13 protein-coding genes are annotated in these 13,493 nt (G+C 60.9%); 8 read left to right on the top strand and 5 right to left on the bottom strand.

Annotated features, from left to right (window positions below; translation table 11 throughout):
- Positions 1-206 precede the first annotated feature (206 nt).
- The 6 genes from ACM6IP_RS16110 (at position 207) to ACM6IP_RS16085 (ending at position 5,334) form a co-directional block, all read left to right on the top strand.
- Entirely contained in the window at positions 207-1,331 is a 1,125-nt protein-coding gene (locus ACM6IP_RS16110) for a polysaccharide deacetylase family protein (RefSeq protein ID WP_414861855.1), read from the top strand.
- 346 nt (positions 1,332-1,677) lie between these two features.
- Positions 1,678-3,072 (top strand): PhoH family protein, encoded by a 1,395-nt coding sequence (locus ACM6IP_RS16105; RefSeq protein ID WP_095171240.1) that lies wholly within the window; start codon positions 1,678-1,680, stop codon positions 3,070-3,072.
- 128 nt (positions 3,073-3,200) lie between these two features.
- A complete protein-coding gene (gene moaC / locus ACM6IP_RS16100; RefSeq protein WP_095171238.1) occupies positions 3,201-3,674 on the top strand; it encodes a cyclic pyranopterin monophosphate synthase MoaC in 474 nt (157 codons plus the stop codon).
- Positions 3,671-3,913, top strand: coding sequence for a MoaD/ThiS family protein (locus ACM6IP_RS16095; RefSeq protein ID WP_095171236.1), 243 nt, complete (start codon positions 3,671-3,673; stop codon positions 3,911-3,913). Before moaC ends, ACM6IP_RS16095 begins: the two co-directional genes overlap by 4 nt.
- A gap of 3 nt (positions 3,914-3,916) precedes the next feature.
- A complete protein-coding gene (moaE, locus tag ACM6IP_RS16090) occupies positions 3,917-4,369 on the top strand; it encodes a molybdopterin synthase catalytic subunit MoaE (protein ID WP_095171234.1) in 453 nt (150 codons plus the stop codon).
- 188 nt (positions 4,370-4,557) lie between these two features.
- Positions 4,558-5,334: an ABC transporter substrate-binding protein gene (locus ACM6IP_RS16085; RefSeq protein WP_414861854.1), complete on the top strand. Its 777-nt coding sequence runs from the start codon at positions 4,558-4,560 to the stop codon at positions 5,332-5,334.
- A gap of 184 nt (positions 5,335-5,518) precedes the next feature.
- Here ACM6IP_RS16085 and ACM6IP_RS16080 read toward each other — a convergent pair whose 3' ends face one another.
- The 5 genes from ACM6IP_RS16080 to ACM6IP_RS16060 form a co-directional block, all read right to left on the bottom strand.
- Positions 5,519-6,154 (bottom strand): transcriptional regulator, encoded by a 636-nt coding sequence (locus tag ACM6IP_RS16080; RefSeq protein ID WP_095171231.1) that lies wholly within the window; start codon positions 6,152-6,154, stop codon positions 5,519-5,521.
- Between the two features lie 87 nt (positions 6,155-6,241).
- The gene (locus ACM6IP_RS16075; protein ID WP_414861853.1) at positions 6,242-7,369 is read right to left on the bottom strand and encodes an NAD(P)/FAD-dependent oxidoreductase; all 1,128 of its coding nucleotides are present in this window, start codon (positions 7,367-7,369) and stop codon (positions 6,242-6,244) included.
- Positions 7,370-7,441: 72 nt separating this feature from the next.
- Positions 7,442-8,392 carry an ornithine cyclodeaminase family protein gene (locus tag ACM6IP_RS16070; RefSeq protein WP_414861852.1) on the bottom strand — a complete coding sequence of 317 codons (951 nt, stop codon included), beginning with the start codon at positions 8,390-8,392 and terminating at the stop codon, positions 7,442-7,444.
- A gap of 129 nt (positions 8,393-8,521) precedes the next feature.
- Positions 8,522-9,988 carry an ATP-dependent RNA helicase RhlB gene (gene rhlB, locus ACM6IP_RS16065; protein WP_095171225.1) on the bottom strand — a complete coding sequence of 489 codons (1,467 nt, stop codon included), beginning with the start codon at positions 9,986-9,988 and terminating at the stop codon, positions 8,522-8,524.
- Between the two features lie 97 nt (positions 9,989-10,085).
- Positions 10,086-10,742: an alpha/beta hydrolase gene (locus ACM6IP_RS16060; RefSeq protein ID WP_159993909.1), complete on the bottom strand. Its 657-nt coding sequence runs from the start codon at positions 10,740-10,742 to the stop codon at positions 10,086-10,088.
- A 468-nt stretch (positions 10,743-11,210) separates the two neighbouring features.
- On the opposite strand from ACM6IP_RS16060, the gene ACM6IP_RS16055 reads away from it, so the two are divergent.
- Complete coding sequence (locus tag ACM6IP_RS16055; protein WP_095171222.1) at positions 11,211-12,242, top strand: amino acid ABC transporter substrate-binding protein; 1,032 nt, start codon at positions 11,211-11,213, stop codon at positions 12,240-12,242.
- A gap of 65 nt (positions 12,243-12,307) precedes the next feature.
- Positions 12,308-13,489 (top strand): amino acid ABC transporter permease, encoded by a 1,182-nt coding sequence (locus tag ACM6IP_RS16050; protein ID WP_414861851.1) that lies wholly within the window; start codon positions 12,308-12,310, stop codon positions 13,487-13,489.
- Positions 13,490-13,493 lie beyond the last annotated feature (4 nt).

Raw genomic sequence — 13,493 nt, 5'->3', positions numbered from 1 at the left:
TGGCCGTTACCACAGAAATGGATATGTACTGGGCCCAATCCAACACCCCAGCGGCCGCCACGCAAGCAAGCTCCCTCGCCACAGGCCGCAACAACGTTGTGTCGATACCTATGCCAATCGCGGGCAAGCCTTGCTCCCGCAGAAGGAGGGGAGGCAAGGTGCGGATGGGCTATAGTGCCGCGGGGTTTTGCAACGGAGACGTCCCTTTGCGTATCGCTTTACTGTTTGGCGCCTGGCTGTTCAGTGCGGGCGTGCTTGCCGCGCCCAACGAACCGGCCACCCTCGATCGCAGCACCTGGCCAGAGCAACTGACCAGCCCGACCCTGTTCGATGTCGCCTCACGGGCGGAGATCCTCGCGTTCTCTCGGGCTCTGCTCGACAGTGAAGGGCTCGACGAGCCGGCCCTGAAGCAGCGCCTGGGCTTGCGCATGATCAATCTCGAGGCGATCAATGCCCTGCGCGAGCGGATGTGGGTGCGCTTGCTGGCCAACTACGGGTTCGCCGAGCAAAGCTGCGACCAGGATGCCTCCTTCTGTTTCCTGGTCGAGGACCGCGAGACATTGCGCCAGCAGGCCGCCAAGTTCGAACTTGGGCCGGACTCCTTTTATACCCGTTGGGCCGAGCCGAGCCGGGAGTTTCACCAGCGCTACCTGGACGAACAATTGCGCAAGGCCGCGTTGCTGCCCCAGACGAGCAGTGAAGTCGAGCTGTTTGGCGACTACGAGCGTAATGGCGAGCCCCTGCATGACCGGCTGTTTGTCCTGAGTTTCGACAGCGGCGCCAATCGGGTGCCGGATCACACTGCCTGGCTGACCGAGTACCTGCGCAAGGCCAATCTGTCCGGGCTGTTCTTTGTCTTGGGCAGTGATATCCAGGGCCGCCTGGCGCAACAGTCGGTCGCCCAGTTGCAAAGGCTTTACGCGGGCCAGTGCGTCGGGGTCCAGGGGTGGCAGTTCCGTTCCCACAGCCACTGGCAGGACTGGCAGTACTCGGTGACACGCAGCATCGAATTGGTGAAGAAGCGGCTGCCGGATAACTTCGTGCCGCTGTTCCGCCCACCCAATGGACAACGGCGCGCCGATGGCGCGGGGTTTTTCCAGGCCCAGGGGCTGCAGGTGGCGCTGTGGGACATCGATCCGGCCGACAGCACCCGGCAACTGACGGGGGAGCAGAGTGCACAGCGGGTCTTGACCCTGATGCTGCTATGGCGCCATGGGGTGATCAATTTCAACACCCGGCAGGATGGGGTGAAAACGGCGCTGCCTTGGCTGTTGGCGCGAACGGCGCAAAGCGGGATTGGCTGGGAGGAGTGTCGGCAGGCATTTCGTTGAAAAGGTAAAAGCCCGGAATCATTGGCTTTCGGCCGATTTTCAGGGGCAATTCGATGCAGGCGGACTTCCGACTTTAACGGTGCCGGTGCCATGCGCCAAGCGGTATTTATCGGGTAAAAAAATAAACTTCAAAAAAGCATCAAAGTGCTTTTTTCTGTCATGGGTTTTGGAGTATTACGAAGACAGACCGCCGAAACCTGCAACACAGGTGGCGTCTTCCAAGACCCCTTGTGTGCAGTTCACTTGAGTCGTGCCGTAGGCGCACGTCAAGTGGACTCGGTGGCCACTTCGAGGCGCAGAACTGTCACGGTATTGCGTCGACTGGCTCCCACAAAGGTGACCGAGTATGGATGATCACGGACGTAGTTCTTCTTCCAACCAGCCAATCCTTTATGTACTCGATACCAACGTATTGATTCACGATCCCAACGCGTTGCTGAACTTTGAAGAGCACCACGTTGCCATCCCGATGACCGTCCTTGAAGAGCTGGACAAGCTCAAGAGTGGCCATCACAGCGTTGCCGCCGAATGCCGCCAGGCCATTCGCCTGATCGACAAGACCCTGGGCGACGCATCCCCTGAAGACGTTGAACTGGGTGTGCCGATCCAGCGTGGAAAAAGCGGGCCCAAGGGGCTGCTGTCGATTCTGATGAGCAAGCGTACCGAACCGAACATCGTTCTGCCCGAGCACCTGAACGACAACATCATCATCAACCAGTTGATCGACCTGCACGCGCGCGAACCGGAGTTGCCGGTGGTGCTGGTCACCAAAGACATCAACATGCGCCTCAAGGCCCGGGCCTGCGGGATCGCGGCAGAGGACTACAGCACCGACCAACTGGTTGATGACGTGTCGTTGCTGCCCAACGGTTATCACAACATGACCGGCTCCTTCTGGGACCGCGTGAGCAAGGTCGAAACCCGTCAGGACCACGGCCGCACCTGGCACCAGGTGCAGTTGATCGACAACCTGCCGGCGGTGCACATCAACGAATTCATCATCGACGAGCAGGGATTTGTCGGCTGGATCAAGGAAATCCAGGTCGACAAGCTGCTGATCCTCGACCTGCATCAGGAACCCCTGTTGCACCAGGAAGCCTGGGGCCTGAAACCTCGCGACATCTACCAGAGCCTGGCGCTGTACGCCTTGCTGGACCCGGACATCCACCTGGTCAACCTGTCGGGCGCTGCCGGTTCCGGTAAAACCATCCTGGCCCTGGCCGCGGCTATCGAGCAGACCATGGTCAGCAAGCGCTACCGGCGCATTATCGCCACCCGCAGCGTGCAGGGGCTGGACCAGGAGATCGGCTTCCTGCCGGGTACCGAAGCGGAAAAAATGGAACCTTGGCTTGGCGCCATCACCGATAACCTCGAAGCCTTGCACATGGATGACGAAAGCACCCATGGCAGCGTCGACTACATCCTCAGCAAAGTGCCTTTGCAGTTCAAATCCCTCAACTACATCCGCGGTCGCAGCTTCCAGCAGAGCCTGATCCTGATCGACGAATGCCAGAACCTCACGCCGCACCAGATGAAAACCATCATCACCCGTGCCGGTGCCGGTTCCAAAGTGGTGTGCCTGGGTAACCTGGCGCAGATCGATACCCCTTACCTGTCCGCGACCAGCTCCGGGCTGACGTACCTGACCGAACGCTTCAAGGACTTCCCCAACGGTGTGCACATCACCCTGCAAGGGGTGCCACGTTCGATTCTGGCCGAATACGCCGAATCCCATCTGTAACATCCTCGGCAAACACGGGCGGCCCAACAGCCGCCCGTTTTTTATGGCCCGCCGCGTCCCTGATATTCAAGCGTGCGGAAAATTGACCCGCGGGTTTACAATCGGCGCTCCTGATCAGGAGTAACCCCGTGCTGACTCATCTCGATTCCCAAGGTCGCGCCAATATGGTCGACGTCACCGAAAAAGCCGTGACGTCCCGTGAGGCCACGGCCGAAGCGCTGGTGCGCATGCTTCCCGAAACCCTGCAAATGATTGTCAGCGGTGGCCATCCCAAGGGCGATGTGTTCGCCGTGGCCCGTATTGCCGGAATCCAGGCAGCGAAAAAAACCTCCGACCTGATCCCGCTGTGCCATCCGCTGATGCTGACCGGGGTCAAGGTCGAGCTCAGTGCCGAAGGGGTCGATGCTGTGCGCATCACCGCGCGTTGCAAGCTGGCCGGGCAGACCGGGGTGGAAATGGAAGCCCTGACCGCCGCCAGCATCGCGGCGCTGACCATCTATGACATGTGCAAGGCCGTGGACCGGGGCATGGTCATCGAGAGTGTGCGCCTGCTGGAGAAGCTGGGTGGCAAGAGCGGGCACTATCAGGTGGCCGGGCAATGAATCTCACCGTGAAGTTTTTTGCCCGTTACCGCGAAGCCCTGGGCGTGGATTCGGTGCAGGTAGAGGGCGATTTCGCCACGGTCGACGATGTCCGGGCGCTGCTGGCGCAACGTGACGGCGCCGAGGTGCTGAGCGAGCAGAACCTGATGTGTGCGCGTAACGAAGAGCTATGCCAACTGGATGAACCGGTCGGCGATGGCGATGAGCTGGCATTTTTTCCCACTGTGACCGGAGGCTGAGTCATGGCGATTCGCGTGCAGGCTTCGCCCTTCGATCCGGGCGCTGAAGTCAACGCGATGCATGCCGCCAATGTCGGCGTGGGCGCGGTGGTGAGTTTTGTCGGCTACGTGCGTGACTTCAACGACGGCCTCGATGTGGCCGGGATGTTCCTGGAACACTACCCGGGCATGACGCAGAAGGCGCTGGGCAAGATTGCCGAGGAGGCCGAGCAGCGTTGGCCGTTGCTCAAGCTAGAAGTGCTGCACCGCATCGGAGCATTGCAGCCGGGCGAGCCGATCGTGTTTGTCGGCGCCGCCAGCGCCCACCGCCAGGCGGCGTTCGACGCCTGCGCCTTTGTCATGGACTACCTGAAGACCCGCGCGCCGTTCTGGAAAAAAGAACTGACCAGTGACGGCCCGCGCTGGGTGGACGGGCGTGACAGCGATCACGCGGCGGCGGATCGCTGGAAACCGTAACCTCCAACGCTTGATATCCCCCACTCGACCAATGGCCGAGATACCTCTGTACGCCTGATTGACGACTAATACATAAAAGTCCAGTATGGAATTATAAGTATAAAAAACCGCTTGAGGCTTCAAGCCTTGAGCGTGCAATTGCTTCTCTTCCTCTTGCCAAACCAACAACAACTCGCGAGAAAATCAACATGAAGAAGCTTCCCCTCATCAGTGGTCTGGCCCTCAGTCTGTTGGCGTGCAGCCCGTTGTTCGCGGCTGAGAAAACCCTGCGCCTGGGCATTGAAGCGGCATACCCGCCGTTCGCCTCGAAAACCTCCGAAGGCACGATCACCGGTTTTGACTATGAAATTGGCAATGCGCTGTGCGCGCAGATGCAGGTCAAGTGCGAGTGGGTCGAGGGTGAATTCGATGGGCTGATTCCTTCCCTCAAGGTGAAGAAAATCGACGCGGCCCTGTCGTCCATGACCATCAACGAAGACCGCAAGAAGTCGGTGGATTTCAGCCACAAGTACTACTTCACCTCGTCGCGGTTTGTGATGAAGGACGGTGCCGTGGTGGATGACCAGTACGCCAGCCTCAAGGGCAAGACCCTGGGGGTTCAGCGCGCCACCACCACTGATCGTTTTGCCACTGAAGTGCTGGAGCCCAAGGGTGTGCTGGTCAAGCGCTACAGCAACAACGAAGAAATCTACATGGACCTGGCCGCCGGTCGTCTGGACGGTATTTTCGCCGACACCATTCCGTTGAGCGATTTCCTGTCGATGCCGCGTGGCAAGGGTTATGCGTTCGTCGGGCCAGAACTCAAGGATCCGAAATACGTCGGTGAGGGCGCCGGGATTGCGGTGCGCAAGGGCAACAGCGAACTGGTCGCCGAGTTGAACAAGGCCATCGACGGCATTCGCGCCAATGGCGAATACCAGCAGATTTCCCAGAAGTACTTCAAGTCGGACATCTACGGCGATTGATTAACTGCTATCGCGAGCAAGCGGAGCGCCGCCCGGCTCGCTCCCACAGGTTTGATCGGTGCATGCGGGGGTGTTTGTAGGAGCGAGCTTGCTCGCGATGGTCGTCAACGATGACGCGCCAAGCCTGATTCAACACGGCATCCTCGCGTGCTTCGCTGGCAAGCCGCCAGTGCCTGTCCGCGGTTCAGCCGTGCACGGCCTTCAATTCCTTCAGGTGCTTGTACACCGTCGCCCGTCCCATGTTCAGCACATTGGCCACATAGTTGGAGGCGCTTTTGCCCTTGAAGGCGCCTTCGGCATGCAGGGCCAGCACCAGTTCGCGCTTGTGCTCGCGGGTCAACACGCTCAGGCCCAGTTGTCGTTCCCGCAGCCAGTTGTGCAGGAAGGTGTTGATGCGCTCCTGCCAGTCATCGCGAAACAGTGAATCCGGCTGTGGGATCAGTTTGCTCGGTGACAGGAACAGGTCCAGTGCTGCCTTGGCGTTCTCGAACAGCGAAATGTTCAGATTGATGCACAGCACGGCCATCGGATGGCCGTTGCTGTCGCGCAGGACACTGCTCAGGCTGCGGATTTTCTGGCCATCCCAATTGAGCTTCTCGTAGGGGCCGATGTTGCGCTCGCTGATGTCCTCGCTGAGCATGTCTTCGAGCGCCGCATCGCCGCCGATTTCACGCTTGGACAGGTTGTTGGCGATGTAGTCGATTTTCTGTGTGCGCAGGTCGTGCAGCACCACCTCGGCGTGGGGGAAAAACAGCGTGGCAATGGCGTCGGCGATTGCCCGGAAGTTATCCAGTGCAGGGTCTTGTAGAGGTGGGGTCATCGGTGCTGCTCCAGGCAATCGGCGCCCCGTGAGCCGGGGCGCTGGAAGTTTGCCGCAATCGGGTTCGAACGTCACCCCGGCGCCGGCTCAACCCAGGCGCGAAGGGGAGAGCATGCTGGCGCTGAGGCCAAAGTGTTGCAGTGCCGGCGGCAGCGCCTCTCCGCGGACCAGCGCCGCGCTGGCCTGGCCCATGGCGGGCGAAGTCTGGATGCCGTAACCGCCCTGGGCGGCAACCCAGAACAGCCCGGGTACTTGCGGGTCGAAGCCGCTGACCAGGTCGCCATCGCTGACAAAGCTGCGCAGGCCGGCCCAAGTACGGGTCGGGCGGCGGATGGTCAGGGTGGTGGCCTCTTCGATCTGGTAGATGCCCATGGCGATGTCCAGTTCTTCCGGCTGCACGTCGTGGGGCTCTACCGGGTCGGCGTTGGCCGGCGAGCCGAGGAACATCCCGGCATCGGGTTTCATGTAGAAGGACTCGTCGAGGCTCACCAGCATCGGCCAGGCGTGGCAATCAAGGTCCTTGGGGCCTTCGAAAATAAACGCCGCGCGCCGTTTGGGAATCAGCCCCAGCGGCCGGGCGCCGGCCATTGCACCGAGATGGTCGGCCCAGGCGCCGGCGGCATTGATGATGATCGGCGCGCTGAACGTCTGGCCGGCGGTCTGCACGTGCCACAGCCCTTGGGGATCACGGTTCAGGCCCAGCACTTCGCAATCGGTGTGCACTTGTCCCTGGTTGCGGCGGATGCCCCGCAGGTAACCCTGGTGCAGGGCATCGGTGTCGATGTCGGTGGCGGTCGGGTCGTAGATTGCGCCAAAGACCTTGTCCCGGCGCAGGATCGGCAGGCGCGCCAGGGCCTCGTCGGCGCTGAGCAACTGCATCTGCGGCACGGTGGCCTTGGCACTGAGGTATTGGTTGCGCAGCTCATCCGGGTCGCCGGTGAAGTCCACGGTCATCTCGCCTCGAGGGGTGAGCAGCGGGTGTTCGCAGAAGCCTGCTGGCGGGGCATCGAAGAATTCCCGGCTGGCCTGGGTCAGCGCGCGTACTTGCGGGGTGCCATACGCGGCGGTGTACAGCGCCGCGGAACGCCCGGTGGAATGGTAGGCCGGGTGGGATTCGCGCTCGAGCACGATGACCCGGCCGTGGGGCGACAGCCAGAAACCGGTGGAAGCCCCGGCAATACCGCCGCCGATGATGATGAAGTCTGCCTGGGTCATGAACGTGTCCTTAAAGGCGTAAACACCTGTCCCTTGTAGGAGCGAGCAAGCTCGCTCCTACAGGGATTTGGGTCAGTTGAGCAGGTGGTAGATGGCATTGGCCAACGCGATGTCTTCCAGGCCCAGGCCGATGGAGCGGAAGAACACGTGGCGCTCGTACGTCGGGCGTGGTGTCTGGCCGCTGAGCAGTTGCGCCAGGTCGCCGACGATCGCCGCCGGGTTCCAGTCGTGTTGTTCGCGGGCGATCAACATTTCCCCGGCAGCGTCTGGAGTGGTCCGACGGTAGTCGCAATACACCTGCATCTGGCCGAGGCTGTGCGGCGGGACTTCGTGGGCGCGCACCGCGTTGGTACTGATGGAGGTGATCAAGGCGGGCTTGCGCAAGCTCAGTGGGTCGATCACCGGGCCGGCGGAGGAGGTGCAGAGCATGATCACATCGGCCTCCTCGAGCGCCGCCGCCAGGCTGTCCTGGATCTGCAGGCGCGAGTCCATGGCCATCCATTGCGCCAGAGCTGCTGGATCACGCGTCGCCAGGCTTGGCGAATAGAGACTGATGCTGTGCCATTCACGCAGTTGCCGGGCGTAGTGCAGGTGCGCTTGGGCTACTGGGCCGCTGCCGATGATCACCAGGCGAGTGGCATCCGGCCGGGCCAGGGCGTCCACTGCTACGGCCGTGGTGGCGGCGGTGCGCGCGGTGGTCAGTTCGCCGGCATCGCACAGCAGCAGAGGCTGGCCGGTGCGCATCGACATCAGCAGGGTCCAGGCGGTCACCAGCGCGCCGCCTTGCGCACGCACGATGTAGGGCGAGGTTTTCACCCCATAGACAGCATCTTCGGCCAACACCCCGAGGTAATTGATGAAGTCCCCGGCACCCTGGGGGAACTCCACCAGTTGCTGGGCCGGTTGCACGGCCTGGCCGGCTGCCAGGTCACGGAACAATTTGCGCAGGATCTGCGGCACGTCAACCTGCGCCAGCAGTTCGCGAGCCTGGGCTTGGTCGATCACAAAAGGGGAAGGGGGCATGCGCAGGCTCCGTGGATTTGCGTGTGAACTAATTTGTCCATTGTGGACTTATTGTTCTTGTTGGCAATATCCAGGCGTAAAAAAAGCGCAGTCCGTGATCGGCTGCGCTTGGGGTGTGGCGACCCGAACTTACGGGCGCTTACGCTCTACCGGGCGCAGCAGATGGGTCGACGGGGTTTCGCAACTGATCTTGCGGCCCAGCAGCGCCTCGATGGACGGTAGCTGGTAGGAGTCATCTTCACCGGCAAAGCTGATGGAGACGCCCTCGGCGCCTGCACGACCGGTCCGGCCAATGCGGTGCACGTAATCGTCCGGCACTTCCGGCAGGGTGAAGTTGATCACGTGGCTGATGCCGTCGATGTGAATCCCGCGGCCGGCGACATCGGTGGCCACCAGGACGCGGATCTTGCCCTCGCGAAAACCTTCCAGGGTCTTGATGCGCTTGTGCTGCGGCACGTCGCCCGACAGTTGGGCAGCGTTGACGCCGTCGCGGACCAGGCGTTCTTCGATGCGCCGCACTTCGTCCTTGCGGTTGGCGAAGACCATCACCCGCTCCCAGCCGTTGTCGGTCACCAGGTTGTAGAGCAGCTTGTACTTATCGGCACCGGCAACGGCGTAGATGTGCTGTTCGACGTTTTCGCTGGCAACGTTCTCGGCTTCGATCTCGACGATGGACGGGTCGGTGGTCCATTGCTTGGCCAGGTTCATCACGTCTTCGGTGAAGGTGGCCGAGAACAGCAGGGTTTGGCGTTCGCTTTTCGGTGGGGTCTGGCGAATGATCTGGCGCACTTGTGGGATGAAACCCATGTCGAGCATCCGGTCCGCTTCGTCCAGCACCATTACTTCGACCATGTCCAGGTGCACGTCGCCGCGCTGGTTGAAGTCCAGCAGGCGGCCTGGGGTGGCGACCAGGATGTCGCAGTGCCGGGCTTCGAGGTGCTTGAGCTGCTTGTCGAAGTCCATGCCGCCGACAAAGGTCATGACGTTGAGGCCGGTGTACTTGGTCAGGTCGGCGGCGTCCTTGGCGATCTGCACCACCAGTTCACGGGTCGGCGCGATGATCAGTGCCCGTGGCTCACCCATGTAGCGCTCTTTGGGCGGTGGGGTCTGCAGCAACTGGGTGATGATCGAGACCAGGAACGCGGCGGTCTTGCCGGTGCCGGTTTGTGCGCGGCCGATGGCGTCTTTGCCGGCCAGGGTGAAGCCCAATACCTGCGCCTGGATCGGCGTGCAGTACGGGAAGCCCAGGTCCTGGATGGCGTGCATCAGCTCCGGGGCTAGCTTGAAGTCGTGGAAACGGGTCTTGCCTTCCTGGGGTTCGACGACGAAGTCTTCGAGTTTCCAGGCCACGACCGGTGGTTTTGGCGCGCGTTCGCGACGCGGCTTCGGGGTTTCGCTGCGCGCTTTTGGCGGGGCAACGTCGGTGGCCGGTGTGTTCACTGGCTCGTTCTGCGGTGCCGCGACAGCTGCGGTCCGACCAGGCTGATGACCGTCGGTGCGGTGGCTGGTGGTTGGGGAGGGTGCGCTGGAGCTGGGCGCGAGCTGCTCAGCCTCGCTTTTACCGAACATTTTCTTGAGTGCTTTGAGCACGGTCATCTCATCAATTGGTTAAGGAATGTACGCCGGCCAGTGTAATGCAAGAATCGGGCGCGGCGTAGTGCGTTGGTCACACTGCTACATAGATGTGGGTGGATTAGCGCAAACGCTCGGCGAGCCAGGCGCCAATATCACGAATTTCTTCGGGTAACACTTCATGCCCCATTGGGTATTCCTGCCATGTCACGGTGACACCACGGGTCTTCAAGTACTCGTAGGCGCTGCGGCCCATGGCGTTTTGCACCACCTCATCGTACTGGCCGTGCAGGCACAGCACCGGAATACGTTGCTGGCTGGCGGATAGCTCGAGTTCGTCAGTGAAGGTGGGCGCATAAGTGGAGAGGGCAAGTACGCCACCCAGTGGACCCTGCCACTTGAGGAAGGTGCTGTGCAGGACCACCGCGCCACCCTGGGAAAAACCCGCGAGAAAAATCCGCGAAGGGTCTATTCCGCCCGCGCGCTGCTCTTCGATCAAATCGATGATGCGTTGCGCCGACGCTTCCAGTTGCTCGCGGTCGATTGCCCGGGCCGGACTCATGGCCAGAATGTCGTACCAGCTGGGCATCTCGTAACCACCGTTGATGGTCACTGCGCGGGTCGGCGCCTGGGGCAGGACGAAGCGCGTGGTCTGCAGGGTTTCCTGCAGGGCTTCGGCCACGGGCAGGAAGTCGTAGCGGTCGGCGCCCAGGCCGTGGAGCCAGATGACACAAGCATCTGCGGTCTTGACGGGTTCAAGAATCAAGGGATGGTTCATGGCTGCTCCATTGTTGTGCGTTCGCCCGCTTTGAGTGCGAGCTCAAAGTGCACGGCGGGTCGATCAGTTAAGAAGTTGTCGCAAGGTTGCAAGTTTTGCTCTTGACCTGCGGCTGAATCGCTTTAGCGCCCGGTGTGGTACGGGCCTTGCTATGGGAAAACCTGTACGTGCGATCCTACGCTTGGCGGTAACACTATCAGGCAACCGCCCGCCGCGGGAGAGCAAAAAATCCGGTGATGGACGTTCGCCAATGGCCGCTACGGGCTTGGCAGACAAGAAAGGGCTACAGCCCGTTCGGCCGATTGGTGAGCAGTGAGTTTTCCATGATGTGGATTTTCTCCTACTAGACTCATAGCTAAGGTCTTACGCCGCTTGACCCTAAAACAAGCCAACACGGGTCAACAGCGCCTCATAAGGGTGCGGCAGGACTCAAGCTCCGACACAACAAGAGCAAAACTGGAGGTTTGAATGAAGATGTTGAAATCCACCCTGGCAGTGATGACTGCGGCCGCAGTACTCGGTGTCAGCGGGTTCGCTCAGGCGGGTGCAACCCTGGATGCAGTGCAGAAGAAGGGTTTCGTACAGTGCGGCGTCAGTGACGGTCTGCCGGGTTTCTCGGTACCGGATTCCACCGGCAAGATCCTCGGTATTGATGCCGACTTCTGTCGCGCGGTGGCCGCCGCGGTATTCGGCGACGCAACCAAAGTGAAGTTCAGTCAGTTGAACGCCAAGGAACGCTTCACCGCGCTGCAGTCCGGTGAAATTGACATCCTGTCGCGCAACACCACCATGACCAGCTCCCGCGACGCGGGCATGGGCCTGAAGTTTCCTGGCTTCATCACCTACTACGACGGCATCGGCTTCCTGGTAAACAACAAGCTGGGCGTCAAGAGTGCCAAGGAACTGGACGGCGCGACCATCTGCATTCAAGCCGGTACCACGACCGAGCTGAACGTTTCCGATTACTTCCGCGGCAACGGCCTGAAATACACGCCGATCACCTTCGACACCTCCGACGAAAGCGCCAAGTCGCTGGAATCCGGTCGTTGCGACGTGCTGACCTCGGACAAGTCCCAGCTGTTCGCCCAGCGCAGCAAGCTGGCCGCACCGAAGGACTACGTGGTTCTGCCGGAAACCATTTCCAAGGAGCCACTGGGCCCTGTCGTGCGTAATGGCGATGACGAGTGGCTGGCCGTGATCCGCTGGACAGGCTACGCCATGCTCAACGCTGAAGAGGCCGGCATTACTTCGAAAAACGTCGAAGCCGAAGCCAAGTCCACCAAGAACCCGGATGTCGCTCGTATGCTCGGGGCGGACGGTGAATACGGTAAGGACCTGAAGCTGCCGAAAGACTGGGTCGTGCAGATCGTCAAGCAAGTCGGCAACTACGGTGAAGTGTTCGAGAAAAACCTCGGCAAGGGCACTCCACTGGAAATCGACCGCGGGCTGAACGCTCTGTGGAACAACGGCGGCATTCAATACGCACCACCAGTGCGCTGATGGTTCTATCACCCGGTGGGCCAACCACCGGGTGATGTTCTGTACCATTATTTCTGGGGCACTCCATGCAAAATTCTATCGGCGCACCAAAGCAGAGGCTCAGCCTCAGCGATCCAAAAGTGCGTGCGTGGCTATTCCAGATCATCACCATTGTGGCGGTGGTCTCGATGGGCTGGTATCTGTTCGACAACACGCAGACCAACCTGCAACACCGGGGTATTACCTCCGGCTTCGATTTTCTTGAGCGCAGTGCCGGTTTCGGTATCGCGCAAACCCTGATCGACTACACCGAATCGGACAGTTATGCCCGGGTGTTTGTCATCGGCCTGCTCAACACCTTGTTGGTGACCTTCATTGGCGTGATCCTGGCGACGATCCTGGGGTTTATCGTCGGCGTATCACGGCTTTCGAAGAACTGGATCATTGCCAAGCTGGCGACTGTGTACGTGGAAGTCTTCCGCAACATTCCGCCGTTGCTGCAGATCCTGTTCTGGTACTTCGCGGTGTTCCTGACCATGCCGGGGCCACGCAACAGCCATAACTTCGGCGACACCTTCTTCGTCAGCAGCCGCGGCTTGAACATGCCGGCCGCGTTGAAGGCGGACGGTTTCTGGCCGTTTGTCGCCAGCATCGGCGTAGCCATTGTGGCGATTGTGCTGATGAACCGCTGGGCGACCAAGCGCTTCGAGGCGACCGGTGTACCGTTTCATAAATTCTGGGTGGGCCTGGCGCTGTTCCTGCTGATCCCGGCGCTCTGTGCGGTGATCTTCGGCACACCGCTGCACTGGGAGTTGCCCAAGCTGCAAGGCTTCAACTTTGTCGGCGGCTGGGTGCTGATCCCGGAACTGCTGGCACTGACCCTGGCCCTGACCGTGTACACCGCGGCGTTTATCGCCGAGATCGTGCGTTCGGGCATCAAGTCGGTCAGCCACGGCCAGACCGAGGCGGCGCACTCCCTCGGTTTGCGCAACGGCCCGACCCTGCGCAAGGTGATCATTCCCCAGGCGTTGCGGGTGATCATTCCGCCGCTGACCAGCCAATACCTCAACCTGGCGAAGAACTCCTCGCTGGCGGCCGGTATCGGTTACCCGGAAATGGTCTCGCTGTTTGCCGGCACGGTGCTGAACCAGACCGGGCAGGCGATCGAGGTGATTGCCATCACCATGAGCGTGTACCTGGCGATCAGCATCAGCATTTCCTTGCTGATGAACTGGTACAACAAGCGCATTGCGCTGATCGAGCGGTAAGGAA

Source organism: Pseudomonas sp. IT-P176, from assembly GCF_949767245.1.
Lineage (GTDB): Bacteria > Pseudomonadota > Gammaproteobacteria > Pseudomonadales > Pseudomonadaceae > Aquipseudomonas.
This window is presented reverse-complemented; position numbering and strand designations above follow the sequence as displayed.